Annotated in this window: 19 protein-coding genes; 14 read left to right on the top strand and 5 right to left on the bottom strand. The window is 74.6% G+C overall.

What is annotated here, in order from left to right:
- Positions 1-14: 14 nt before the first annotated feature.
- Together O7607_RS16830 and O7607_RS16835 are read left to right on the top strand one after the other, a co-directional pair.
- Complete coding sequence (locus O7607_RS16830; RefSeq protein ID WP_269704147.1) at positions 15-488, top strand: hypothetical protein; 474 nt, start codon at positions 15-17, stop codon at positions 486-488.
- A gap of 85 nt (positions 489-573) precedes the next feature.
- Positions 574-1,038 carry a hypothetical protein gene (locus O7607_RS16835; protein WP_269704148.1) on the top strand — a complete coding sequence of 155 codons (465 nt, stop codon included), beginning with the start codon at positions 574-576 and terminating at the stop codon, positions 1,036-1,038.
- Positions 1,039-1,050: 12 nt separating this feature from the next.
- Here the strand turns inward: O7607_RS16835 and O7607_RS16840 are convergent, their stop codons facing one another.
- Positions 1,051-2,061, bottom strand: coding sequence for a GNAT family N-acetyltransferase (locus tag O7607_RS16840; RefSeq protein WP_269704149.1), 1,011 nt, complete (start codon positions 2,059-2,061; stop codon positions 1,051-1,053).
- Between the two features lie 78 nt (positions 2,062-2,139).
- Here O7607_RS16840 and fdxA point away from each other — a divergent pair, with 78 nt between their 5' ends.
- From fdxA to O7607_RS16865, 5 genes are read left to right on the top strand one after another with little or no spacing between them, the layout of a single operon-like run.
- On the top strand, positions 2,140-2,466 hold the full coding sequence (fdxA, locus tag O7607_RS16845; RefSeq protein ID WP_007464872.1) for a ferredoxin: 327 nt from the start codon (positions 2,140-2,142) through the stop codon (positions 2,464-2,466).
- Complete coding sequence (dapC, locus tag O7607_RS16850; RefSeq protein ID WP_269706998.1) at positions 2,463-3,572, top strand: succinyldiaminopimelate transaminase; 1,110 nt, start codon at positions 2,463-2,465, stop codon at positions 3,570-3,572. Before fdxA ends, dapC begins: the two co-directional genes overlap by 4 nt.
- Before the next feature lies 1 nt (position 3,573).
- Positions 3,574-4,590: a prephenate dehydrogenase gene (locus O7607_RS16855; protein WP_269704151.1), complete on the top strand. Its 1,017-nt coding sequence runs from the start codon at positions 3,574-3,576 to the stop codon at positions 4,588-4,590.
- A gap of 5 nt (positions 4,591-4,595) precedes the next feature.
- Complete coding sequence (locus O7607_RS16860) at positions 4,596-5,240, top strand: SIMPL domain-containing protein (protein WP_269704152.1); 645 nt, start codon at positions 4,596-4,598, stop codon at positions 5,238-5,240.
- On the top strand, positions 5,240-5,887 hold the full coding sequence (locus tag O7607_RS16865; RefSeq protein ID WP_269704153.1) for a nucleoside/nucleotide kinase family protein: 648 nt from the start codon (positions 5,240-5,242) through the stop codon (positions 5,885-5,887). The genes O7607_RS16860 and O7607_RS16865 overlap by 1 nt, the downstream gene beginning before the upstream one ends.
- A gap of 7 nt (positions 5,888-5,894) precedes the next feature.
- Here O7607_RS16865 and O7607_RS16870 read toward each other — a convergent pair whose 3' ends face one another.
- Both O7607_RS16870 and O7607_RS16875 read right to left on the bottom strand, forming a co-directional pair.
- A complete protein-coding gene (locus tag O7607_RS16870) occupies positions 5,895-8,471 on the bottom strand; it encodes a hypothetical protein (RefSeq protein WP_269704154.1) in 2,577 nt (858 codons plus the stop codon).
- A gap of 83 nt (positions 8,472-8,554) precedes the next feature.
- Positions 8,555-9,121 carry a sugar O-acetyltransferase gene (locus tag O7607_RS16875; RefSeq protein ID WP_269704155.1) on the bottom strand — a complete coding sequence of 189 codons (567 nt, stop codon included), beginning with the start codon at positions 9,119-9,121 and terminating at the stop codon, positions 8,555-8,557.
- Between the two features lie 140 nt (positions 9,122-9,261).
- Between O7607_RS16875 and O7607_RS16880 the strand changes: the two genes are divergently transcribed.
- Positions 9,262-12,603 (top strand): S8 family serine peptidase, encoded by a 3,342-nt coding sequence (locus O7607_RS16880; protein WP_269704156.1) that lies wholly within the window; start codon positions 9,262-9,264, stop codon positions 12,601-12,603.
- Between the two features lie 51 nt (positions 12,604-12,654).
- Here O7607_RS16880 and dapD read toward each other — a convergent pair whose 3' ends face one another.
- Positions 12,655-13,614: a 2,3,4,5-tetrahydropyridine-2,6-dicarboxylate N-succinyltransferase gene (gene dapD, locus O7607_RS16885; protein WP_194800455.1), complete on the bottom strand. Its 960-nt coding sequence runs from the start codon at positions 13,612-13,614 to the stop codon at positions 12,655-12,657.
- A gap of 102 nt (positions 13,615-13,716) precedes the next feature.
- Here dapD and dapE point away from each other — a divergent pair, with 102 nt between their 5' ends.
- The gene (gene dapE / locus O7607_RS16890; RefSeq protein WP_269704157.1) at positions 13,717-14,790 is read left to right on the top strand and encodes a succinyl-diaminopimelate desuccinylase; all 1,074 of its coding nucleotides are present in this window, start codon (positions 13,717-13,719) and stop codon (positions 14,788-14,790) included.
- Between the two features lie 48 nt (positions 14,791-14,838).
- Here the strand turns inward: dapE and O7607_RS16895 are convergent, their stop codons facing one another.
- Positions 14,839-15,000 carry a hypothetical protein gene (locus O7607_RS16895; protein ID WP_181726661.1) on the bottom strand — a complete coding sequence of 54 codons (162 nt, stop codon included), beginning with the start codon at positions 14,998-15,000 and terminating at the stop codon, positions 14,839-14,841.
- A 173-nt stretch (positions 15,001-15,173) separates the two neighbouring features.
- Here O7607_RS16895 and O7607_RS16900 point away from each other — a divergent pair, with 173 nt between their 5' ends.
- The 5 genes from O7607_RS16900 (at position 15,174) to cspE (ending at position 24,456) form a co-directional block, all read left to right on the top strand.
- Entirely contained in the window at positions 15,174-16,037 is an 864-nt protein-coding gene (locus O7607_RS16900) for a TIGR00730 family Rossman fold protein (protein WP_269706999.1), read from the top strand.
- A 3-nt stretch (positions 16,038-16,040) separates the two neighbouring features.
- Positions 16,041-16,586 carry a TIGR00730 family Rossman fold protein gene (locus O7607_RS16905; RefSeq protein WP_269704158.1) on the top strand — a complete coding sequence of 182 codons (546 nt, stop codon included), beginning with the start codon at positions 16,041-16,043 and terminating at the stop codon, positions 16,584-16,586.
- A 312-nt stretch (positions 16,587-16,898) separates the two neighbouring features.
- The gene (locus O7607_RS16910) at positions 16,899-20,594 is read left to right on the top strand and encodes an ATP-dependent helicase (protein WP_442929527.1); all 3,696 of its coding nucleotides are present in this window, start codon (positions 16,899-16,901) and stop codon (positions 20,592-20,594) included.
- A 55-nt stretch (positions 20,595-20,649) separates the two neighbouring features.
- On the top strand, positions 20,650-24,048 hold the full coding sequence (locus O7607_RS16915) for an ATP-dependent helicase (protein WP_269704159.1): 3,399 nt from the start codon (positions 20,650-20,652) through the stop codon (positions 24,046-24,048).
- Between the two features lie 204 nt (positions 24,049-24,252).
- The gene (cspE, locus tag O7607_RS16920) at positions 24,253-24,456 is read left to right on the top strand and encodes a transcription antiterminator/RNA stability regulator CspE (RefSeq protein WP_013288421.1); all 204 of its coding nucleotides are present in this window, start codon (positions 24,253-24,255) and stop codon (positions 24,454-24,456) included.
- Positions 24,457-24,512: the final 56 nt, after the last annotated feature.

Raw genomic sequence — 24,512 nt, forward strand, 5'->3', positions numbered from 1 at the left:
TTCCGGCCGTACCCGTGTCGACACTTGCCGAGCAGCCGCCCGAGGCCGCGCCGCCGAGCCGGGCGGAGCGGGCGCTGGATCGCGCGCTGCGGGTGACCGGCGGAGTGGTGACGGTCTGGGCCGGCGTCCTGCTCGCGCTGCTCGAACTGATCGTCGCGACCTGGGCCTGGAGTGTCGTGCAAGGGCTCTCCGGCGCGGCGCAGGCGCTGGTCGGGATCGGGGCGGCGGTCGTCGGGGTTCCCGCCGTGGTGGCGGCGACGGTGCTGCTGGGCTCGTACGCGCACCGGTCGACAGGAGGCCGGTGGGCGATCGTGCTGGCCGCGCTGCCGTGGTTCGTGGTGATCGTGGCGGGTGGTGTCCGTACCGTCGAGGGTGATCTCGGGCTGGTCGGCGACAATGTGCTCGGCCTCGCGCTGATCGTGACCGGGGCGGTCACGTTCGCGGTGGTGGGATTCCGGCACCTGGTGACGCCGCCGCCTGGCCGGTGAGGTGCTGACGCCGCACAGGCGGCGATGGTAGACATTCCTGCCAGAGGCCCGCCGAGGGAGCGGGCGGTACGGCGGGAGGCGTGCGATGGGTCAGCGGTGGCGTGCGGTAGCTGTGCTGGCGGCCGCGTTGTTCGGGGTGAACGTGGTGGCCCGGCTGGTCATCAGATTCGCGTTCCCGGACGACGACACCGCCTCGGGCCGCGTCTCGCTCGCCATGTTCCTGGTCATCGGGCTGATCCTGGCCGGCACCGCCTTCCGGTGGGGCGCCGACCGGCCGCTGGGCCGGTGGGCCGGTGACCTGGCCGCCGCGGTCGCGGTCGCGCTGGCGCTCACCGTGTTCGTCGGCCCGCTGCTGGTCGGGGAGAACCCGTTCGGCGGCGGCGCGGGCCTGTTCTTCGCCCAGATCTGGCTCTATCTCGCTGCGACCGCGGCGGGCGTGCTGGTCGGCTACCTGATCCTCACCGCGCTGGGGCGGGACTACCGGTCCCGCCAGCTCAAGCGGTACGCCGAGATGAAGCGCACCCGGCCCCGCCGGATCGTCCGGCGCTGACCGGAGCGCCGCTCAGGCCGCCGGGGCCACCCGGGTCAGGTAGGTGTGGTGGGTGGTGAAGCCGAGCCTGCGGTAGAGCGCGACGGCGGCGGTGTTGCTCTGCTCGACCTGGAGGAAGGCGTGGCCGGCGCCCTCGGCGGCACCCCAGCCGGCCAGCGCGCGTACGACAGCGGCGGCGAATCCGCGCCGACGCGCCTCGGGCAGCACTTCGAGCAGGCTGACGCCGAGCCAGCGGCCTTCGCCGGTCACCGTCCCCCGGCCGATGGCGAGCACCCGGCCGTCGACGCGCAGCTCGGCGAAGCGGACCCGCTCGACGGCGGTGAGGACGTGCCGCGCGGCGTCCGGCAGGCCGCCCTTGCGGCTGGCGGAGATGGCCAGCCAGTCGTCGGTGGGCGCGCCGCCCAGAGTCACCGGCGGCGTGCCGTCCGGGCCGGCGAGCGGCGGCGTGTCGGAGTCCGGCGGCGTGTCGGCGAGCCCGGCGTCCGGCGGCGCGGCCAGGGCGCGCAGCGGGACGGTCTGCACGAGCACCGGGGGCCGGGACGTCCAGCCGCGCGCGTCCAGCTCCGCGCCGACCGGGGCGGCCAGCGGCAGTGGGGTGTTCACCAGGGCGGGCCCGCCGCGCTCGGCGTACCAGCGCTGCACCGCGTCCAGCGCGGCGGGCAGCGGGCGGTCCGGGTCGCCGACCGGTAGCGCGCTGTTCGCCCGGCCGGTCCAGCCGTCGGCCCAGCGCAGCCGCCAGTCGCCGAGCCGTCCGCGTACCGGCGCGGGCCACGCCTCGTCGGCGGCCAGCTCCAGCGCGACCACGGCGGCGGCGGTGGGCCGCCGGGCCGGCGGCACCCGCTTGGCCCGGTGCACCTCGGCCACCGGTACGCGCAGCGGACCGGCGTCGGTGGAGAGGGTGATGTGGGTCTCGCTGAGCTCCACGAGCTCGCCGAGCGCGTCGGAGAACAGCGTGCGGCCCTCGCGAATCCCCACAATCCGGCGGACCACGATCCGGTGTCCCACGTCCTGCTGTCGGAGCACGATCGACCCCCTCCCCGGCGAGATACTAGGCTCTTACCGTTGCGGGTGATCGCGACGAGTCTGCGGAGGAGAAGACCGGTGACCTACATCATCGCCGAGCCGTGCGTGGATGTGCTCGACAAGGCATGCATCGAGGAGTGCCCGGTCGACTGCATCTACGAGGGCAATCGGATGCTCTACATCCACCCCGACGAGTGCGTCGACTGTGGTGCCTGCGAGCCGGTCTGCCCGGTCGAAGCGATCTTCTACGAGGACGACGTCCCGGAGCAGTGGAAGGACTACACCGGGGCCAACTACGAGTTCTTCGAGGACCTGGGCTCGCCCGGTGGCGCCTCGAAGATCGGCAAGGTGGAGAAGGACGCCACCTTCGTCGCCGCGCAGCCGCCGCGCGGCGAGGGCCACTGAACCGGCGCTCGCCGGTCTCGGCACGGCTGCCCGACTTCACCTGGGACACCCTGGACGCCGCGGCCACCACGGCTGCGGCGCATCCGGGCGGTCTCATCAACCTGTCGATGGGCACGCCGGTCGACCCGGTACCAGAGCTGATCCGCCAGGCCCTGGCCGACGCGTCGAACGCGCCGGGCTACCCGCTGACCGCCGGTACGCCCGCCCTGCGGGACGCGATCGCGGCGTGGGTCGCGCGGGCCTGCGGCGCGGGCGTGGACGGCCTGGGCGTGCTGCCGACGATCGGCTCCAAGGAGCTGGTGGCCTGGCTGCCCACGCTGCTCGGGCTCGGCCCCGGTGACGTGGTGGTGGTGCCGTCGGTCGCCTACCCGACCTACGAGGACGGGGCCCGGATCGTCGGCGCGACCACGGTACGCACCGACTCACTGACCGCGCTGGGCCCGGATCCCCGGGTCCGCCTGGTCTGGGTCAACTCGCCGGGCAACCCGACCGGCCGGGTGCTGCCCGCCGCCCACCTGCGCAAGGTGGTCGAGTGGGCGCGCGAGCGCGGTGCGGTGGTCGCCAGCGACGAGTGCTACCTGCCGCTGGGCTGGGACGCCGAGCCCGTCTCGGTGCTGTCGCCCGAGGTGTGTGGCGGCTCGTACGACGGTGTGCTGGCGGTCCACTCGCTGTCCAAGCGTTCCAACCTGGCCGGATACCGGGCCGGGTTCGTCGCCGGCGACCCGGCGCTGGTGGCCGAGCTGCTCAAGATCCGCAAGCACGCGGGGCTGATCGTGCCGGCCCCGGTGCAGGCCGCCATGGTGGCCGCGCTCGGCGACCAGGAGCACGCCGACGCCCAGCGGGAGCGCTACCGCGTCCGCCGGGAAAAGCTGCGCGCGGCGTTCACCGGCGCGGGCTTCACCGTCGAGCACTCGGAGGCCGGGCTCTACCTGTGGCTCACCCGGGACGAGGACTGCTGGGAGACCGTCGAGTGGCTGGCCCGCCGGGGCATCCTGGTGGCCGCCGGTGTCTTCTACGGCCCGGCCGGCGCCCGGCACGTCCGGGTGGCGCTCACCGAGTCCGACGAGCGCGTCGACGCGGTGGCCGGGCGGCTCGCCGAGGCCTGACATGGCGGGCGAGCTGGCGCGGGCGGCGGTGGTCGGCACCGGGCTGATCGGCGGCTCGGTGCTGCTGCGGCTGCACGAGGCGGGGGTCGACGTGGCCGGCTGGGATCCCGATCCGGCGGCCCGCCAGCAGGTCCGCGACCGGGGCGTCGAGGCGCCCGGCACGGTCGAGGAGGCGGTCACCGGGCGGGACGTGGTGTTCCTCTGCGGCCCGCTGCCCACGCTGCCGGCGACGCTGGCCCAGGTCGCCGCCGTCACCGACGACGGGTGCGTGCTCACCGACGTGGGCAGCGTCAAGGCCGAGGTGAGCACCGCCGCCACCGTGCTGGGGCTCGGGCACCGGTTCGTGCCAGGCCACCCGATGGCCGGCGCGGACCGCGCCGGAGCGGGCGCCGCCGACCCGGACCTGCTCGACGGCGCCGCCTGGGTGCTCTGCCCGGGGCCGACCGGCCTGGACGCGTTCCGACGGCTGGCGGTGCTGCTGGTGGACGTCTTCCACGCCCGGGTGGTGCCGATGTCCGCCCCGGAGCACGACGGCGCCGCCGCGCTCGCCTCGCACGTACCGCACGTGCTGGCCGGCGCGCTGGCCGGCACCGTGCACCGGTCGGCGTTGCGGGACGCGGTGTTGACGCTCGCCGCCGGCAGCTTCTCCGACGGCACCCGGGTCGCCGGCGGGCCACCCGAGCGGACCGCGAACATGCTGCTCGGCAACCGGGACCGCGTCCTCGCCGAACTGGACGCGCTCGGCGCGTTCCTGAACGACCTGACCGAGGCGCTGCGCGGCGGCGACGCGGGTGCGCTGGCCGACCGGTTCGCCGAGGGGCGGGACGTCCGCGCGACGCTGCGGGCCCGGACGTTCACCACGCACCGGCGGGAGTTCCCGGCCGACGACGACCACGCGGGCGAGCTGGCGTACCTGCGGGAGCTGGGCGCGGCGGGCGGCCACCTGAGCGAGGTGCGGGAGGCGGCGGGCGCGGTCACCTACATGGGGCACCTGCCGGCCACCCCGCCGTTAGGCTGAGCGGCATGGCTGACGCACCGGTCGTGGCGGTACGCGGTGAGGCGTACCGGGAGGTGGCTCCCGAGCTGGCCCGGTTCACCGTGACGGCGACGGCGCGGGACCGGGACCGGGAGACCACGTTGACCCGGCTGGCCGAACGGGCCGCCGCGGTGCGCGCGCTGCTCGACGCGGCCGGGCCCGTGGTGGAGCGCCGGGAGACCGGCCAGGTCCACGTCTGGCCGGTGACGAAGCGCTCCGGCGAGCGGGTGGTGGCCTATCAGGGCAGCGTCAGCACCACAGTGACGACCACCGACTTCACCGCGCTCGGCGAGCTGATGCTCCGCCTGGCCGACCAGGAGCAGGTCGAGGTGGCCGGGCCGGTGTGGTCGCTGCGTCCGGACAGCCCGGCCTACCGGGAGGCGCGGCAGGCCGCGATCGCCGACGCGCTGGTCCGGGCCCGGGAGTACGCCGATGCCCTCGGCGCCCGGGTGATCGCGTTGCGGGAGCTGTCCGACACCGGGATGAGCGCCGGGCCGCCGATGATGATGGTCGGGGCGGCGTACTCGCGTTCCGCCGAGCCGGAGCGCGAACTGGAGATGGATCCGGCGCCGCAGCCGGTGCAGGCGGCGGTCGAGGCGCGGTTCACCATCAGCGAGCCGGTGCTGGGCTGATGCCACCGGCGGAGGTGCTGCCGCTCGACGAGCTGGTCGCCCGAGCGCGGGCGCTGGCCGAGGCCGGTCCGCGTCAGCTGCTCGGCATCGCCGGCGCGCCCGGCGCGGGCAAGTCCACCCTGGCCGAACGGATCGTGGCCGCGCTCGGCCCGGTCGCCCGGCTGGTCCCGATGGACGGCTTCCACCTGGCCGGGTCGGAGCTGGAACGGCTCGGCCGGGCCGACCGCAAGGGCGCGCCGGACACGTTCGACGTCAACGGCTTCGTCTCCGTGCTGCGCCGGTTGCGCCGGCTGGAACCGACGTCGGTGTGGGCGCCGGAGTTCCGCCGCGACCTGGAGGAGCCGGTCGCCGGGGCGATCGAGGTGCCGCCCGAGGTGCGCCTGGTGGTCACCGAGGGCAACTACCTGCTGCTGCGGGACGACCCGTGGGAGGAGGTGCGCACCCTCGTACACCAGATCTGGTTCCTGGACCTGGACGCGGAGCTGCGGCTGCGCCGGCTCACCGCCCGCCACGAGGCGTACGGGAAGTCGCCGGAGCAGGCCCGCGCCTGGGCGCTGGGCAGCGACGAGGAGAACGCCCGGCGAGTGGCCGGCACGGCCGGGCACGCCGATCTGGTGGTACGCCTGGCCGACCCACCGCAGGCGTGACGCCGGGTCAGCCGGTCCGCTGCCGGGGTGAGGGCACGGTGCGGCGCAGCAGCCGCGCCACCACCGCGCGCTCGCGGGTGAACTCCACCGCCTCCGGGTAGCCGCTGTGGCTGCGGATGGGCGGGTCGGCCACCTCGCCCCCGGACGGGTGCAGCGCCTCCGGGTCGGCCACCGGCACGTCCCGCTGACCGGCGCTGACCTGCCAGCCCAGCGGGTCGGTGTCCCGCCAGAAGTTCGTCCAGGCCACGTGCCCGCCGGGCCAGGTGAGCGCACCGGCCAGCGCCCGCAGTCGTTCCGGCCCGAAGTAGGACGGGAAGACCCGGCCGTAGAGCCGGGTGAGCTGACAGCCGTACGAAAAGAACCAGGTCCGCAGCCGCCACCGGCGGGGCAGTTGCAGCAGCACCGCGGCGCAGATGACGGTGCCCTGGCTGTGCCCGGAGAGGATGATGCCGTCCATCCGGTCGCCGTGGTGCGGCGGCAGCGCCAGCAGGCCCGCCACCCGGGTCTGGAGTTCCGGTACGGCGCGTTCGGCGTAGCTGGGCGGCGCGAGCGGATGGGCGGCCCGGGGCCAGAACGTGCACACGTCCCAGATCACGCCGACCGAGCGGCGTACCGAGTCGGTGCGGTAGACGAGCAGCCCGAGCGCCGCCATCACCACCGGCAGCCAGCCGAGGACGGCGTCGCCGCGTTCGGCGGTCCAGTGGATGGCGGTCTGCCAGCCGGACGGGGACAGCGGGCTGGGCCGTTCGCCGGACAGGGCGGCGGCGCAGCAGAGGGTGACAAGGATCGCGCAGAACGCGGCGTAGCAGCCCACCAGCCGTACCGCCTGCTCGCCGACCAGCCGGTGCAGCGCCCGGTACGTGCTGACGTCGCGGCAGCGCCGCAGGTCGTGCGCGGACAGCCCGGGTGTGTCGGCCAGCCGGGCGTACTCGACCCGGCGCAGGCGGTGCAGCAGGACGACGGCCCGGACCAGCAGCGCGATCAGCGCGGCCAGGCCGACCGCGCAGGCCAGCCCGGCCCAGAAGACGGCGAGCGGCGGCACGACCCGGCTCGGGCCGCTCGGCTCGGCCGACGCGTCGAGCCGGTCGCTGACCCAGTAGAGCAGCCCGGCGCAGTAGGCGACCGCCATCATCCAGCCGAACCCGGCGATGACCGCCGGGGCGCAGCCGCGCCAGGCGAGATCGGTGTACGCGCCGAGCGGCTGGGTCGGCACCGCCGGCCGCAGGCGGGGCAGGAACAGCCCGGCGGTGGCCAGCGCGACGGCCGGACCGACCAGCATCCAGGTGTGCAGCTCGTCCGGCGCGGCGGGCAGCGCGGGCAGGCCGCGTTCGATCCAGGTCGCGCCGAGCGGCAGCAGCACCATCCCGGCGGCGGGCCCGGCCAGCGCCCGGCGGCCGGAGCGGTTCGCCGCGGCGATGGCGAGCAGCAACAGCACCTGGTACGCGACGAGCCAGGCGACAGCGGTGTCGTACCCGGGCAGGGACCGGTCGGCGTGGCAACCGGGGGTGTCCGGCTGCGCCGCGCATCCGTCCGGCGGGCGGTACGTCGACAGCGGCTGCCCGGCTGCGCCCTCGGGGAGCAGCAGGGCGAACGTCCCGATCAGGCCGAGTGCGGTGAGCGCCGCGACCGCCGCGCTCCACCGGCCGAGCGGGGTGGCGCCCTGACGCCGGCTCAGCCAGGGCCGGGCGACCGCGACCACGGCGATCACCACCACGGCGGCGAGCAGCGTCACTGTGGGCCAGGCGACGGCGGCCCGCACACCGCGCGGTGGGTCCATGATCAGCACCGCGACGACCGGTACGGCGGCGGCGCTGACCGCACCGGTGCACAGGTGCAGCACGGCGGCTCGGCGCAGTTGACCCTCCCCGTTCCAGAACGTCGGGTCCTGGAGCGGGTTCCGTGAGGGCTCACGCGGCGGTTCGACCGGTTCCCCGTCCGCCCGGGCCGGCGCGTGGTGGTGCGGATCGGCGGGCATCTGGGCCTCGTACTGGTAGGTGCGGAAGGCGACGAGCCCGATCGCGGCCAGCACGAGCAGTGGCAGCAGCAGCCCGATCGCGAGAGCGCGGGTGCCCTCGCGCCACCAGGAGCCGCCGAGGAACTCCCACGGGCCGGGGATCTTGCGGAGGCAGTCCGTCTCGACGCACTGCCAGCCGACGAGGTCCACGCCGACGCCGGTCACGGTGAGGACGAGCGTGCAGGTCAGGCTCAGGCAGAACAGGCGGATCAGCCAGGCGGTGATGCCGGACCGGCTGGCCCAGCGTTCCTGGTCCGGGTCCGGCGGGATGCCGTCGCGGGCGTGCAGCGCGACGTTCGCCAGGGCGAAAGGGAGCATCAGCGTCCACAGCGCCCGTTCCACGTCCCGCCGGGTCCGCGCGCCGGAGGTCAACTGCCCCCAGCTGTACGCCTCGACGGTGATCGGGTCGTCCCGGCCCGCCGCGCTGGACCGGTAGAAGCCGGTGGTCTGACCGCCGGCGACCAGTGTTGGTTGCGCACCGTCACCGTTGATGCCGGCGTTCAGACCGAGCAGCTGGTCCGGCGGGGTGTTGGAAACCCCGTGCACCCGCAGTTCGAGGACCCGTTCCATCGTGCCTCCCGGTAAACGTGCTACTACCCAGAGTGCGCGACGGGCCGGGAATCCGCATCCGCTGGAACGGTTGTTCCCGCAGCTCAGGACGGTTGAGCCAGGCTCCTGATCGGACGAGCGGGGTTACCTACCGCGACCACGTTCGCCGGCAGGTCGCGGGTGACCACCGCGCCCGCGCCGATCACCGTGTTCTCGCCGATGGCCACGCCGGCCAGGACGATCACGCCCCCGCCGAGCCAGACGTTGTCACCGATGGTGATGGGTAGGGCCGATTCCCATTTGGCCCGGCGTGCCTCCGGCTCCACCGGGTGCGTGGCGGTGAGCAGCTGCACGTTCGGTCCGATCTGGACGTCGGCGCCGATGGTGATGCGGGCGACGTCGAGGAAGACCGCGTTGAAGTTGACGAACGTCCGCGGGCCGATGTGCGTCTGGTACCCGTAGTCGCAGTACAGCGGTGGCCGGACCCAGGCGTCCTCGCCGAGTGAGCCGAGCAGTTCCCGCAGCGCGGCGAGGCGGCCGGGCGGGTCGTCGGCGGAACTGCGGTTGAACCGCTCGCTGAGCCGGGCCGCGCGCTCCAGGTCGGCGATGATCGCCGGATCGTCGGCGATGTACGGCTCGCCGGCCAGCATCCGGTCCTTCATGGAGGTCATCGTTCGATCGTCCCGGCCGGGCCGGGGACGCGGTGCCGGTTCCGTCGGATCGGCGACTTCCCGTTGCATACGCGGTATGCAATTCTGATACCCGCGTCGATGTGTCCCTCATCGATGAAACGCCCGACGAAGGAGGAAGGTTGCTCCGGAACCGCAGAAAGCTGACGGCGCTCGGCCTCGGCCTGGCGCTGGCGCTCGGCCTGCCGGTGCCCGCGCTGGCCGCCGCACCGACCGGCCCGTCCGCACCGACCGTCCCGTCCGCCCAGGCCGGCGCCCGCCCGGTCACCGTCACCCTGATCACCGGCGACCGGGTCACCGTCGCCCCCGGCGGCCGTGCCGCGGTACGCCCCGGTGCCGGTCGCGCCGGCATCCAGTTCCTGGTCGGCCGGGAGCGCGACCGGCTCACCGTGCTGCCGCAGGACGCGCTCCCGCTGGTCCGCGCGGGCAAGCTCGACCGGCGGCTGTTCGACGTGAGCGGGCTGATCGAGGCCGGCTACGACGACGCGCGGCGCGACAGCGTACCGCTGCTCGTGACGTACCGGCCGGGGGTGGCCCGGCGGACGGCGGCCCCGCTCGCCGGCGCGCGGGTGACCCGCGACCTGCCGGCGATCGCCGGCGCGGCGGTCGTCGCCGACAAGGGTGACACCGGCGCGCTCTGGAAGGCGGTGAGCGCCGACCGCTCCGGCGCCCGGCTCGACGCGGCGGGGGGTGTCGACCGGATCTGGCTGGACGGCCGGCGGCGGCTGACACTCGACCACAGCGTGCCGCAGATCGGCGCGCCGACCGCGTGGGCCGCCGGATACACGGGTAAGGGCGTGCGGGTAGCGGTGCTCGACACCGGCGTCGACCTCACCCACCCGGACCTGGCCGGCAAGGTCGCCGAGTCGCGCAACTTCACCGAGGAGGCGGACCCGGACGACATCGTCGGGCACGGCACGCACGTGGCCTCCACGATCGCCGGCAGCGGCGCCGCCTCGGGCGGGAAGTACCGGGGCGTGGCGCCCGACGCCACGCTGCTGTCCGCAAAGGTCTGCGAGGTCTACGGCTGCACCGAGTCGGCCATCCTGGCCGGCATGCAGTGGGCCGCGGCCGAGCAGGACGCCACTGTCGTGAACATGAGCCTCAGCGGCGGCGACACCCCGGAGGTGGACCCGCTGGAGGAGGCGGTCGGGACGCTCACCGAGCAGCACGGGACGCTGTTCGTGATCTCGGCCGGCAACGACGGTGTCGACGGCTCGGTCGGCTCGCCGGCCAGCGCCGACGCCGCGCTCGCGGTCGGCGCCGTGGACCGGGACGACGCGCTTGCCGACTTCTCCAGCCGCGGTCCCCGCGTCGGCGACGGGGCGATCAAGCCGGACATCACCGCGCCGGGTGTGGAGATCGTGGCCGCGCGGGCCGCGAACGGCCAGATCGGCGACCCGGTGGGGGACCGGTACGCCTCGCTGTCCGGCACGTCGATGGCCGCCCCGCACGTGGCCGGCGCGGTCGCGCTGCTCGCCCAGCAGCACCCCGGCTGGACGCCCGAGCGCTACAAGGCGACGCTCATGGCCTCGGCGAAGCCGCACCCCGAGCAGACCGCGTTCCAGCAGGGCGCGGGCCGGGTCGACCTCGCCCGCGCGATCACCCAGCAGGTGACGAGCGAACCGGCGTCCGTCTCGTTCGGCGTGGCGACCTGGCCGCACACCGACGACCAGCCGATCAGCCGGACGGTCACCTACCGCAACGGCGGGACCGCCCCGCTCACGCTGGACCTGAGCACCGCGTTCACCGGGCCGGGCGGGCGGGCCGCACCGGCCGGCATGCTCACCCTCAGCGCCTCCCGGCTCACCGTCCCGGCGGGCGGCAGCGCCCAGGTGACGGTCGTGGTGGACACCCGGCTCGGCGGCGCCGACGGCTACTGGACCGGCCGCCTGCTCGCCCGCGCCGGTGACGCGGTGGCGGTGACCCCGCTCGCTGTCGACCGCGAGGTGGAGAGCTACGACCTGACCGTGACGCACCGCAACCGCTCGGGTGCCCTGACCGACGGCTACTACACCGTTCTGCTCGGGCTCGACGACGGCAGCTACCGGGACGTCTACGGCGCCGGCGGCGAGACCCGGATCCGGGTGCCGAAGGGCCGGTACGGCGCGCACAGCCTGATCTTCGTCGACGGTGACGAGGGCTGGTCGGAGGTCTCCTTCCTCGCCCAGCCGGAACTGGTGGTGGCCGGGAACCAGCGGCTCACGCTGGACGCCCGGCGGGCGAAGCCGGTCCGCACCACGGTGCCGCAGCGCGGCGCGGCACCACTGCTGATCGACGTCACAGCGGCCTGGGGATTCGGCGACTACTACAACAGCTTCGGGCTGTGGACCGACCGGTTCGAGGGCCTCTACTCGGCCCAGATCGGCCGCACCGTCTCCGACAAGGTGTTCGTCGGATCGCTCGCCAGCCAGTGGGTCGAGCCGACAGCGCCCGAGCGCAGCCCGTACTTCTACGGACTGAACGAGCTGTTCCCGGGCCGGTTCCCGACCGGCTTCGTCCGGAACTACCGGCCCGCCGACCTGGCCACCGTCGTCAACCGGTTCGCCGCCGGCTACACGGGGATGGACAACGAACTGGTCGTGTACCCGGAGCCCGACTACAACATGGGCGGCTCGGCGATCGTCCTGCCCGTGCAGGTGCCGGGCAAGCGGATCGACCACCTCAGCGTCACCCGCACCCGCTGGAGCGCCGAACTGGCCTTCGGTGAGCGGGACGAGGAGGGCTGGCTCCAGCCGCAGGCGGTGCTGGAGGCCGTGCCCACCCGCTACCGGGCCGGGCACACCTACCGCGACGAGTGGAACAAGGCCCCGTTCGGCCCGTCGTTCCCGCAGCCGCAGTGGCCGGAGCAGGGCATCACCCGTACCGGTGACACCATCGTGGTCTCGCTGCCGGTGCACAGCGACGCGGCCGGGCACCCCGGCGGTTCGTTCAACGACGTCGAGCAGACCCGGCTCCACCGCAACGGCAAGCTGGTCGGCGAATCGCCCTACCCGGGGTACGGCGAGTTCACAGTGCCGCCGGGAGCGGCGAACTACCGGCTGGAGACCGTGGCGAAGCGCGACTTCACCGACCTGAGCACCGAGGTGTCGGCGAGCTGGACGTTCCGCTCCAAGCGAGTTCCGGGTGACGTGCCGACCCGGCTGCCGGCCATGGCGGTCCGGTTCACCCCGCCGCTGGCGGTGGACAGTTCCGCCCCGGCGGGCCGGACGTTCACCGTGCCGGTGGCGGTGCAGCGACAGCCCGGCGCGCCGTCCGGCCGGGTCGTCGCGCTCACCGTCGACGTCTCCTACGACGGCGGGAAGACCTGGCGCAAGGCGACAGTGAAGAAGCAGGGCGGGGCGTGGACGGCCACCGTCCGGCACCCGGCCGGCCCGGGGTACGCGTCGTTGCGGGCCACCGCCCGGGACGACGCCGGCAACACCGTGACCCAGCGGATCATCCAGGCGTACCGCCTGCGGTGAGCCGTCCGTCCGGGTCCGCGCGGTGAGCGCGGACCCGGACGGGGGTACGGCTCAGTCGTTGGCGTGCAGCGCGGCGTTGAGCGTGATGCCCTGGCCGGTACGCGGCTTCGCCTCCAGCGCGCCGGTCACCGAGTTGCGCCAGAACAGCAGCCCGTCGACGCCGGACAGCTCGCGGGCCTTGACCGTCCGGCCGTCCGGCAGGGTGATCTTCGAGGCGGCAGTGATGTAGCAGCCGGCCTCCACCACGCAGTCGTCGCCCAGCGTGATGCCGACACCGGCGTTCGCGCCGACCAGGCTCCGCTCACCGATGCGCACCTTCTCCGTGCCGCCGCCGGAGAGCGTGCCCATGATCGAGGCGCCACCGCCGATGTCGGAGCCGTCGCCGACCACCACGCCCTGCACGATGCGGCCCTCGACCATCGAGGTGCCCAGCGTGCCGGCGTTGAAGTTGACGAAGCCCTCGTGCATGACGGTGGTGCCGGAGGACAGGTACGCGCCGAGCCGGACGCGGTCCGCGTCGGCGATCCGCACCCCGGACGGCACCACGTAGTCGGTCATCCGGGGGAACTTGTCCACCCCGTACACGGACAGGTGACGGCCGGCGGCCCGCTCGATGACGCGCAGTTCGTCCACCCGCTCCGGCGGGCACGGCCCGGCCGACGTCCAGGCCACGTTCGCCAGCTTGCCGAAGATGCCGTCGAGGTTCAGCTCATTGGGCCGCACCAGGCGGTGGGAGAGCAGGTGCAACCGCAGGTACGCGTCGGCGGCGTCCTTGATCGGGTCGTCCAGCGAGCCGATCAGCGTGGTCACCTCGACCGTGCGCAACCCGGGCAGCGCCCGCTCGCCGATCGCACCCGGCGGCAGGTCGAGCACGTCGGCCCGGTCCTCGCCGGGCACCAGCGGCAGCTCGCCCAGGCCCAGCTTGCCGGTCGGGTACCAGGTGTCGAGCACCTGGTCCTGCGCGGTGACGGTGGCCAGGCCGATACCCCAGGCGGATGGTGCGGACGTCACGGTGACACCTCTCTGCTCCGGCGGCGGCGTCCGCCGCTGCTCGCGGCCGGGGCGCGGCACGTGTTCCTCGCGCCCACCGAGGATGACGGTACCGTGCGAGACATGCAGAACCCGTTGACCCCCGAGGTCCTGGCCGATCCGGTGGCGCTGACCCGCGCCCTGGTCGACATCGAGTCGGTGTCCCTCAACGAGAAGGCCATCGCCGACTGCGTCGAGGAGGTGCTGCGCGGTGTGCCGCACCTGACCACCTACCGGCACTCGAACACCGTCATGGCCCGTACCGACCTGGGCCGGGCGCAGCGCGTGGTGCTCGCCGGTCACCTGGACACCGTTCCGCTCAACGGCAACTTTCCCTCGACCATGCGCGGCGACCTCATGTACGGCTGCGGCACCTCCGACATGAAGTCCGGCGTGGCGTTCGCGCTGCACCTGGCGGTGACGCTGCCCGACCCGCGCTACGACGTCACGTACTTCTTCTACGAGGCCGAGGAGATCGAGTCGAGGTACAACGGCCTCACCCTGGTCGCGCAGAGCCACCCCGAGTGGCTGGACGCCGACTTCGCGGTGCTGCTGGAGCCGACGTACGGGATCGTGGAGGCGGGCTGCCAGGGCACCATGCGGGCGGTGGTCACCACGCACGGCGAGCGGGCCCACGCGGCGCGCTCCTGGCACGGCGTGAACGCCATCCACGGCGCGAGCGAGGTGCTGCGGCGGCTGACCACGTACGAGGCGCGCCGGGTGACGATCGAGGGCTGCGACTACCGCGAGGGCCTCAACGCGGTGCGGATCACCGGCGGGGTGGCCGGCAACGTCATCCCCGACCGGTGCGAAATCGAGATCAACTACCGGTACGCCCCGGACCGCGACCCGGCGGGCGCCGAGGCGCACCTGCGCGAGGTCTTCGCCGGCTTCGACCTGGAGGTCACCGACGCGGCCGCCGGTGCTCCGCCCGGGCTGGAGAGCCCGGCGGCGCAGGAGTTCCTGGCGGCGGTCGGTGCCGCGCCGATCGGCAAGCTGGGCTGGACGGACGTGGCGCGGTTCGCGGCGATGGGCATTCCGGCGCTGAACTTCGGCCCCGGGGACCCGAACCTGGCGCACCACAAGGACGAGCACGTCGAACTGACCAAGATCCGGGACGGCGCGGCGACGCTGCACCGCTGGCTGGCCCCCGCCTGACGCGCTGCGATCCCGGGGCCCGCGCCCGCCCCGCGGGCCCCGGGACCGTCAGACGGTCGTCGTCAGGGGTGCGTCCGCCTCGCCGGTCTCGCCGGTCAGGTCGGACCGGTGGGTCTCCATCATCCGGGCGCGGCGGCGCTCGGCCACCACGTCGCGGATCCGTCGCTGCATCTGACGGCGGATCCGGATCATCTCGCTGTTACTGATCAACGCTGGCTCCTCCCCCGAAGGCGCGTCGCCCGGGGTATACCGGGTATGTGAATAGTAAGACGTCCGTGCGACCGAATTAGTTGCCCGGATCCCAAAGATTTCTCCGGCTCCCGGGCCTGCGCGCCGCGTGAGAGCCGCTCCACTACGGTGGCCCCATGGGCGAGAGCAGGGAAATGTCGGCCGAGGGCGGCCGGCGGGGGGAGCGGCACCGGGGAGAACGGCACCGCGGGGCGGTGACGCTGCGCAATCGGGCGATTCCGACGAGTACAGCTGATCAGCGGCTGCTCGACTCCCGGGGCCGCAGCGATTGGAAGACCAAGGACGCCTGGCGCGCGCTGCGGATCCTCTCCGAGTTCGTCGAGGGCTTCGACACCCTCGCGGACCTGCCCCCGGCGGTGAGCGTCTTCGGCTCCGCCCGCAGCAAGCCGGACAGCCCCGAGTGCCGGATGGCCGAGGAACTGGGCGGCGCCCTGGCCCGGGCCGGCTACGCGGTGATCACCGGTGGCGGCCCCGGCGTGATGGAGGCCGCCAACCGGGGCGCCGGTGAGGCCGGCGGCCTCTCCGTCGGGCTCGGCATCGAGCTGCCGTTCGAACAGGGCCTCAACGACTGGGTCGACCTGGCCATCGACTTCCGCTACTTCTTCGCCCGCAAGACCATGTTCGTCAAGTACGCCCAGGCGTTCGTGGTGCTGCCCGGCGGCTTCGGCACCCTGGACGAGCTGTTCGAGGCGCTCACCCTGGTGCAGACCGGCAAGGTGACCCGCTTCCCGGTCGTGCTGATGGGCACCGACTACTGGCGGGGCCTGCTCGACTGGCTGCGCGGCACCATGGCCGCCGAGGGCAAGATCGGCCAGGCCGACCTCGACCTGATCCGTCTCACCGACGACGTCAACGAGGCCGTCCGGCACATCGTGGAGGCCGAGGCGGTGCTCTCCGCCGAGCAGGAGGCGGTCCGCGAGGAGGCGGTCGCCCGGCTGGCCGCCGACCAGCGCGCCGCCGCCGAGGCCGCCCCCGAGGGCCCGGCGGGACGGAGCTGACCCGTGGCCAACGTCTGTGTCTTCTGCGCGTCCTCCCGAACCCTCGACGCCCGCTGGCTCGCGCTCGCCACCGAGACCGGTGCGGAACTGGCCCGGCGCGGGCACACGCTGGTCAGCGGCGGCGGCTGCGTCGGGATGATGGGCGCCGTGGTGCAGGGCGCGCGGGCGGCCGGGGGCCGCACCGTCGGTGTCATCCCGCAGTCCCTGGTCGACCTGGAGGTCGCCGACCTGGACTCCGACGAGCTGCTGGTGACCGACAGTCTGGCCAGCCGCAAGACGCTGATGGACGAGAAGTCCGACGCGTTCGTGGCGCTGCCCGGCGGCCTCGGCACGCTCGACGAGCTGTTCGAGGTGTGGACCACCGCCACCCTGGCCCTGCACGCCAAGCCGATGGTGATCGTCGACGTGGACGGCTTCTACCGGCCGTTGCTCGACTGGATCCGCGGGCTCGGCGAACAGCAGTTCCTCAAGCCGGCCGCGCTGGACCTGCTGATGGTCGCCGACAGTGTCACCGCCGCCCTGGACCTGGTGGACGCCCGCCTGACCTGACCCCCCGCCCCGCCGCGCCGCGTTGCCCCGCGGGGAGATCTTGGTAGGAAATGGCCCCTGTGGGGGCACTTTCGTACCAAGATCTGTCCGGATCTCGGGAGGCGGGAAGCGGTTCTCGAATGGTGGATGGGAGCCCCGTCTCAGGGGACGCAGTCGGGGTCGGTAGGCGTCATCGCTGCGCCGGACTTGTGGTCGCCTCCGCGTCCGCCGACCGGGACAGCGGATGCGGTTGTCGCGTCACCCGGATGAGCTGCGGCGCGCGGGGTGGACGTCGGTTTCCGGGTGTCGTACCGGCGTGGTGGGATGTCGGTGATGCAGGCGTACCGGTTGGTGCGCCGGCCCGGCGGCGCGGAGGCGGGGGTCCCCCACGACGCCGGGGCGGGGCAGGGGGTGGGTCGGCCCGGCGGGCCGGCCGATGCGGAGCCGCGATCCGGGGGGTCGGCGGGCGATGCCGCGCGCCCGCAGACCGCCACGCCACCCGGCAACGCCCTGTCGCAGACGGCGACCGGCGTGCCTTCACCCGGGAGCCCTTCGCCGCAGGGCGTGGCCGAGCAGGGCACGAACACCGGGCGCTGGGCCGATCCGGTGCAGGCCGAAGTGGTCGCGCACACCGACGGGCCGATGCTCGTCGTGGGCGGTCCCGGCACCGGCAAGACGACGACGCTCGTCGAGGCGGTGGCCGCCCGGGTGGCCGAGGGCGTCGACCCGGAGCGGATCCTGGTGCTCACCTTCGGCCGGCGCGGTGCCACCGAGCTGCGCCACCGGATCGAGGCGCGGATCGCCGAGGGCGGGCACCGGGTGGTCCGGGAGCCGCTGGTGCGCACGTTCCCGGCGTACGCCTTCGGGTTGCTGCGCCGCGCGGCGGCCGAACGCGGCGAGCCCTCACCCCGGCTGCTCACCGGACCCGAGCAGGATCTGATCATCCGTGAGCTGCTCGACGTGGTGGGTGAGGAGCCCGGCGACGACCCGGTCGGCTGGCCGGAGGATCTGCGCCCCGCGCTGCGTACCCGGGCGTTCGCCCAGCAGCTCCGCGACCTGCTGATGCGTGCCGCGGAGCGCGGCGTCGGCCCGGTCGAGCTGGCGCGGCTGGGCGAGAAGCTGGGCCGCGCCGACTGGCCGGCCGCCGCGCGCTTCCTGCGGGAGTACGTCGCCGTGCTCGCCCTGCGCGACGTGAGCAATCGGGGCTCGGTCGCGTACGACCCGGCGGAACTGGTGCGTGCCGCCACCGGCATGCTGCTCGACGACCCCGAGCTGCTCGCCGCCGAGCGCCGCCGCCTGGCCCACGTGTACGTCGACGAGCTGGCCGACACCGACCCGGCCCAGCTCGACCTGCTCGCCGTGGTGGCCGGAGGCGGCCGGTCCCTCGTCGCGTTCGCCGACCCGGACTCGTCCACGTACGCGTTCCGCGGCGCCGACCCCGCGGGCGTCACCACGTTCCCGCACCGCTTCCGGACCGCCTCCGGTGCGCCGGCGGCGCAGGTCACGCTGACCACCTCCTACCGGGCCGGGCCGGAACTGCTGGCGGCCACCGCCCGGCTGGCCCGGCGGCTGCGCGGCCCGGCGGCGCACCGGCGGCTGCGCCCGCTTCCCGGGGCGCCGGCCGGGACGGTGGAGGTACGCACGTTCCGTTCCGCCACCAGCGAGTCGGCGTGGCTGGCGCACGCGTTGCGCGAAGCGCACCTGCTCGACGGCGTGCCGTGGTCCCGGATGGCGGTGCTGGTCCGGTCCACCGGCCGGCAACTGCCGTCGCTGCGGCGCGCCCTGCACACCGCCGGCGTGCCGACCGTCGTGCACGGCGAGGACCTGCCGCTGCACCTCCAGCCGGCGGTCGCCCCGCTGCTGCTCCTGCTGCGCTGTGCGCTCGAACCCGACCGGCTGGACGAGGAAGCGGCGGTCGCGTTGCTGCACTCGCCGCTGGGCGGCGCCGACCCGCTGGCCGAACGGCGGCTGCGCCAGGGGTTGCGGGCGCTGGCGCTGGCCGGTGGTGACCGCCGCCCGTCCGGCGAGCTGCTGGTGGAGGCGTTGCGCGAACCGGCCGATCTGGCCACCATCGAGCGTCGGTGGGCGGCGCCCGCGCAGGCCGTGGCGCACCTGCTCGCGACCGCCCGGGAGACGGCCGCCCGGCCCGGTGCCACGGTCGAGGACGTGCTCTGGGCGGTGTGGCGGGAGAGCGGGCTGGCCGAACGCTGGGCCGGGGCGATCACCAGAGGGCGGGCGGCAACCGGCGAGCACGAGACCGCCCAGCGCTGGCGGGCCGAGGCGGCCGACCGCGACCTGGACGCCGTACTCGTCCTCTTCGACGCGGCGGCCCGGTTCACCGACCGGTTGCCCGGCGCACGTACCGAGGTGTTCCTCGACCACGTCCTCGGGCAGGAGCTGCCCGCCGACACGCTCGCCGCCGCCGCCGACCGCGGCGACGCGGTACGCCTGCTCACCGCGCACGCCGCCAAGGGCCTGGAGTGGGATCTGGTCGCCGTGGCCGGGGTGCAGGAGGGCGTCTGGCCGGACCTGCGCCTGCGCGGCAGCCTGCTCGGCTCGGAGCGGCTCGTCGACGTGCTCGCCGGTCGCGCCGACGGCGCCGGGCTGCGGGCCAGCCTGGTCGGGCAGACGTCGGCGCTGCTGGACGAGGAGCGGCGGCTGTTCCACGTGGCGATCAGCCGGGCGCGGCGGCGGCTGCTCGTGACCGCTGTCGCGTCCGCCGCTGTCGGCGGGGACGACCACGAGGAACAGCCGAGCCGCTTCCTGCACGAACTCGCCGCCGCCGACCCACCCGCCACCGGCGGAGGCGGCACCGCCCCGACCAGCCCGAACCCGAGCGGGAACGGACCGAGCGGGAACGGACCGAGCGGGAACGGACCGAGCGGGAACGGACCGAGCGGGAACGGACCGAGCGGGAACGGACCGAGCGGGAACGGCGCGAACGGCCCGGCCAACCGAGGGCAAGCCGCGGACGGGCCGGTGCCGCACGGGGACGAGCATCCGCAGGACGGGCCGCCCGCCGCGCTCCCGGTCACCCTGCCGCCGCGTGGGCTCACGCTGTCCGCGCTGGTGGCGGAGCTGCGTACCGCTGTCACCGACCCGGCGACGCCGATCACCCGGCGGCACGCGGCGGCGGGTGAGCTGGCGCGGCTGGCCGCCGCCGGGGTGCCCGGCGCGCACCCGGACGACTGGTGGGGGTTGCGCGGCCTGTCCGACGACCGGCCGCTGGTCGACGAGGGCGAGCCGGTGCGGGTCACCCCGTCGGCCATGGAGAGCGCGCTGCGGTGCAGCCTGCGCTGGCTGCTGGAACGGCACGGCGGCAGCGCGCCGGCGAGCGCCGCGCAGGGTGTCGGCAACCTGGTGCACGCGGCGGCGATGCTCGCCGAGGACGCCAGCGTCGACCGGGAGGCGTTGCTGGAGTACGTGGCCGCCCGGTTCGACGCGATCGAACTGGCCGCCCGGTGGATGGCCGGTCCGGAGCGGCAGCGCGCCGAGGCGATGGTGGACAAGCTGCTGCGCTGGCTGGCCGGCAACCCGCGCCGGCTGCTCGCGATCGAGCACGAGTTCGCGGTCCGCCTCGACGACCCGTCCCGCCCGATCCAGCTGACCGGCCGGGTCGACCGGCTGGAGGTCGACGCCGAGGGGCGGCTCGTGGTGATCGACCTGAAGACCGGCAAGTCGACGGCGGTCACCGAGCGGGAGGTGGCCGAGCATCCGCAGCTCGGTGCGTACCAGGCGGCGGTCGAGGCGGGCGGGTTCGCCGAGTTCGGCGAGGAACCGGGCGGGGCCGCGCTGGTGCAACTCGGCACCGGCGCGCGGGACGCCAAGGAACAGACGCAGGCCGCGGCCGGGGAGGGGCCGGAGGCTGGGTGGGCCACCGCGCTGGTGCGCCGGACCGCCGACACGATGGCCGCCTCGACGTTCGCCGCCGTGGCCAACTCCAAGTGCCGGGTCTGCCCGGTCCGCACCAGCTGCCCGGTCTCCGGCCAGGGCCGCCAGGTGGTCGAACCGCCCCCGGAGACCTCGTGAGCGCGAGGAGTGAGCCGGTGTTGCGAGCCCCGCAGTCGCGAACAAGGACGGCACCGTGACCGTTCAGCCGGCGCTGTTCGGCGCCTCCGCCACGCCCGCGCCGCGCACCGCCGACGCCGGGCCCCGCTACACGCCCGTCGAGCTGGCCCGGTTGCTGCGGCTGCCCGCGCCCACCCGGGAGCAGGCCGCGATCATCGCCGCGCCGGTGGAACCGCTGCTGGTGGTCGCGGGCGCCGGCTCGGGCAAGACCGAGACGATGGCCGCGCGGGTGGTCTGGCTGGTCGCCAACTCCTACGTACGCCCCGAGCACATCCTCGGCCTCACCTTCACCCGCAAGGCGGCAGGGGAGCTGGCGCACCGGGTCCGCACGCGGCTCGACCAGCTCATCCGGCGGCTCGGCCGACAGGGGCGGGATCCGCACGACGATCCGCTGGCGGGCGAGCCGACCGTGTCGACGTACCACTCGTACGCCGGGCGGATCGTCACCGAGCACGGGCTGCGCGCCGGGTACGAGCCGACCACCCGGCTGCTCACCGAGGCGTCCCGCTGGCAGCTCGTCGACCTGCTGGTGCGCAACTACGACGGCGACATGTCCGAGGTGGACCGGATGCCGTCGACCATCACCGACGCCGTGCTGGCCCTCGCCGGTGAGCTGGACGAACACCTGGTCGACCCGGACGAGCTGGCCGCCTGGACCGGCCGGTTCTTCGCCGACGTGCAGTCCCGGCCCGGCCGCGTCTACGCCGACGTGCGCAAGGCGCTCCAGCTCCAGCGGACCCGGCTGAAGCTGCTGCCGCTGGTCCGCGCGTACGCCCGGCGCAAGGACGACTTCGAGGCGATGGACTTCGCCGACCAGCTCGCCCGCGCGGCCCGGGTGGCCCGCGACCATCCCGGCGTCGGCGTGATCGAGCGGGACCGGTTCCGGGTGGTGCTGCTCGACGAGTACCAGGACACCAGCCACGCCCAGGTGGTGCTGCTCAACGCGCTGTTCGGCGGCGGCCACCCGGTCACCGCCGTCGGCGACCCGTGCCAGTCCATCTACGGCTGGCGCGGGGCCAGCGCCGGCACGCTCGACCGGTTCCCGGCCGAGTTCGCCCGTACCGACGGCAGCCCCGCCGACGTGCTCAGCCTGACGACGAGCTGGCGCAACCGGCCGGAGATCCTCGGCGTCGCCAACACGCTGTCGGTGCCGCTGCGGGCGGCCGGCGCACGGGTGCCGGAACTGCACGCCGCGCTCAGCGTCCGCGACCCGATCCCGCACCGCACGCCCAGCGGGCAGAGCGGCGGCACCGTGCACTGCGCGCTGCTTGAGACGTACGCCGACGAGGCCGACTGGATCGCGGACAGCGTGCTGGCGGCCTGGCGGGGCGCGGCCGGGATGCCCGGCGCGCTGCCCGAGCACATCCCCGCCGACCGCCGCCCGACCACCGCGGTGCTGGTGCGGTTGCGCAGCCAGATCCCGGCGATCGAGGCGGCGTTGCGCGCCCGCGGGCTACCGGTCGACGTGGTCGGCCTGGGTGGGCTGCTGGACACCCCGGAGGTACGGGACGTGGTGTGCACGCTGCGTGTGCTCGCCGACCCGACCGACGGGGCGGCGCTGCTGCGGCTGCTGACCGGCGCGCGCTGGCGGATCGGCCCGCGTGACCTGGTCGCCCTGCACCGCCGCGCCCGCGCCATCGCCCGCAGCCGCCGGGAACTGACCGGCGACGAGGGCCCGGAGATCACCGTGGACGCGCTGGACGAGGCGACGCTCGTGGAGGCGCTGGCGGATCTGGGGCCGGCGCAGGCGTACTCGGCCGAGGGCTACGCGCGGCTGCGCTCGTACGGGATGGAGCTGGCGCTGCTGCGCTACCGGCTGGACCAGTCGCTGCCGGAGCTGATCGCGGACATCGAGCGGACCATCGGCCTCGACGTCGAGGTGGCGGTCCGGGCCGGCCGGGACGGCGCGGGCGACGCCGGGCTGGCCCGCGCCCACCTGGACGCGCTCGGCGACGTGGCGGCCCGGTTCAGCGGCGAGACGCCCGGCGCGACGCTCGCCGGTTTCCTCGCCTACCTGGCCGCGGCCGAGGACGAGGAGCGCGGGCTGGCGCCGGGTGAGGTCGAGGTGGTGGCCGGTGCGGTGCAGGTGCTCACCGCCCACGCCGCGAAGGGCCTGGAGTGGGACGTGGTGGCGGTCGCCGGGATGACCCGGGGCGTCTGGCCGGGGCCGGTCCGCAACTCCGACCACTGGCTGGGCGGGCTGGGCGTGCTGCCGTTCCCGTTGCGCGGCGACGCGGACGGGCTGCCCGAGCTGGCCCTGCCGGAGGCGGAGGACCAGCGCGGCGTGGCCCGGGCGCTCACCGACTTCACCGACGCCTGGCGGGCGCACGACGAGCGGGAGGAGCGCCGGCTGGCGTACGTGGCGGTGACCCGTCCCCGCCGGCTGCTGCTCTGCTCCGGCTACTGGTGGGGGGAGGGGACCAAGCGGTTCCGGGGCCCGTCGGTGTTCCTGCGCGAGGTGCACGACGCCTGCCTGGCCGGTGCGGACGGGCACGTGGTGGACGCGTGGACGCCCGAGCCGGCCGGGGACGCGGTGAACCCGACCACCGAGACGGTGCTGCGGGCCGAGTGGCCGGCCGACCCGCTGGGGGCCCGCCGGCCGGCGCTGACCGAGGCGGCGGCGCTGGTCCGCCGTCACCTGGCCGACCCGGAGGCGGCCCGGCGCGAGGCGGCACTGCTCGCCACGACGGCGGACGACGCCGAGGTGGCCCGCTGGCGGCGCGAGGCCGATCTGCTGCTCGCCGAGCGGGCGGAGCTGGCCCGGCAGGCCGAGGCGGTCGAGGTCGAACTGCCCGGCCACCTCTCGGTGACTCAGCTGGTGGCGTTGCGCCGCGACCCGGAGGCACTGGCCCGGACGCTGCGCCGCCCGATGCCGACGGAGCCGAACCCGTACGCCCGGCGCGGCACCGCGTTCCACGCCTGGCTGGAGCAGCGTTTCGGCGCGGACCGGCTGCTCGACGTGGACGAGTTGCCCGGCGCGGCGGACGAGGGCGCGGCCCCGGACGAGGCGCTGGTCGAGTTGCAGGAGCGCTTCCTGGCCGGCGAGTGGGCCGACCGGGTGCCGGTGGAGGTGGAGGTGCCGTTCGCCACCGTCATCGCCGGTGTGGTGGTCAGGGGGCGGATGGACGCCGTGTTCGCCCGCCCGGGCGGGCGCTACGACGTGGTCGACTGGAAGACCGGGCGGCAGCCCACCGGCCGGGAGGTCGACGCGGCGGCGGTGCAGCTGGCGGTCTACCGGCTGGCCTGGGCGGAACTGGCCGGGGTGCCGGTGGAGCGGGTCGGCGCCGCGTTCCACTACGTGCGGGACTCGGCGACCGTCCGCCCGGCCGACCTGCTCGACGCGGACGGGCTGGCCGATCTGGTGGCCGCCGTGCCGGAAATCCCGGGGGATCTCCCGCGGCGCACGAATCCGTGATACGTTGTCCGGGTTGCAGTTTTGGTTTCCAGAGACTCTGTGTGCGCCTGGCGGATTGTGGCCCCAGGCGCTCTTTGTTGTGTCCGGAGTTCTCCGGGCGGGGCGACCAGCAGCGACAGGCACGCCGCGTATTCCACGCGCGGGGTGCTCCTCTCCGGCCCGCAACACGTGCGGGCCGACCGTTCCGTCAAGGAGACGAAACACATGGCAATTGGCACCGTCAAGTGGTTCAACGCTGACAAGGGCTTCGGCTTCATCACCCCGGACGACGGCGGCGCCGACGTCTTCGCCCACTTCTCGGCGATCCAGACCTCCGGCTACCGGAGCCTGGACGAGAACCAGCGGGTCGAGTTCGAGGTGACCCAGGGCCAGAAGGGCCCGCAGGCGGAGAACATCCGCCCGCTCTGATCTTCAGATCAACCGGCACCACCACTGCGCCCTCTCGGGCGCGGTGCACGGGCCGG

The sequence above is a fragment of the Micromonospora sp. WMMA1949 genome (genome assembly GCF_027460145.1).
GTDB lineage: Bacteria > Actinomycetota > Actinomycetes > Mycobacteriales > Micromonosporaceae > Micromonospora.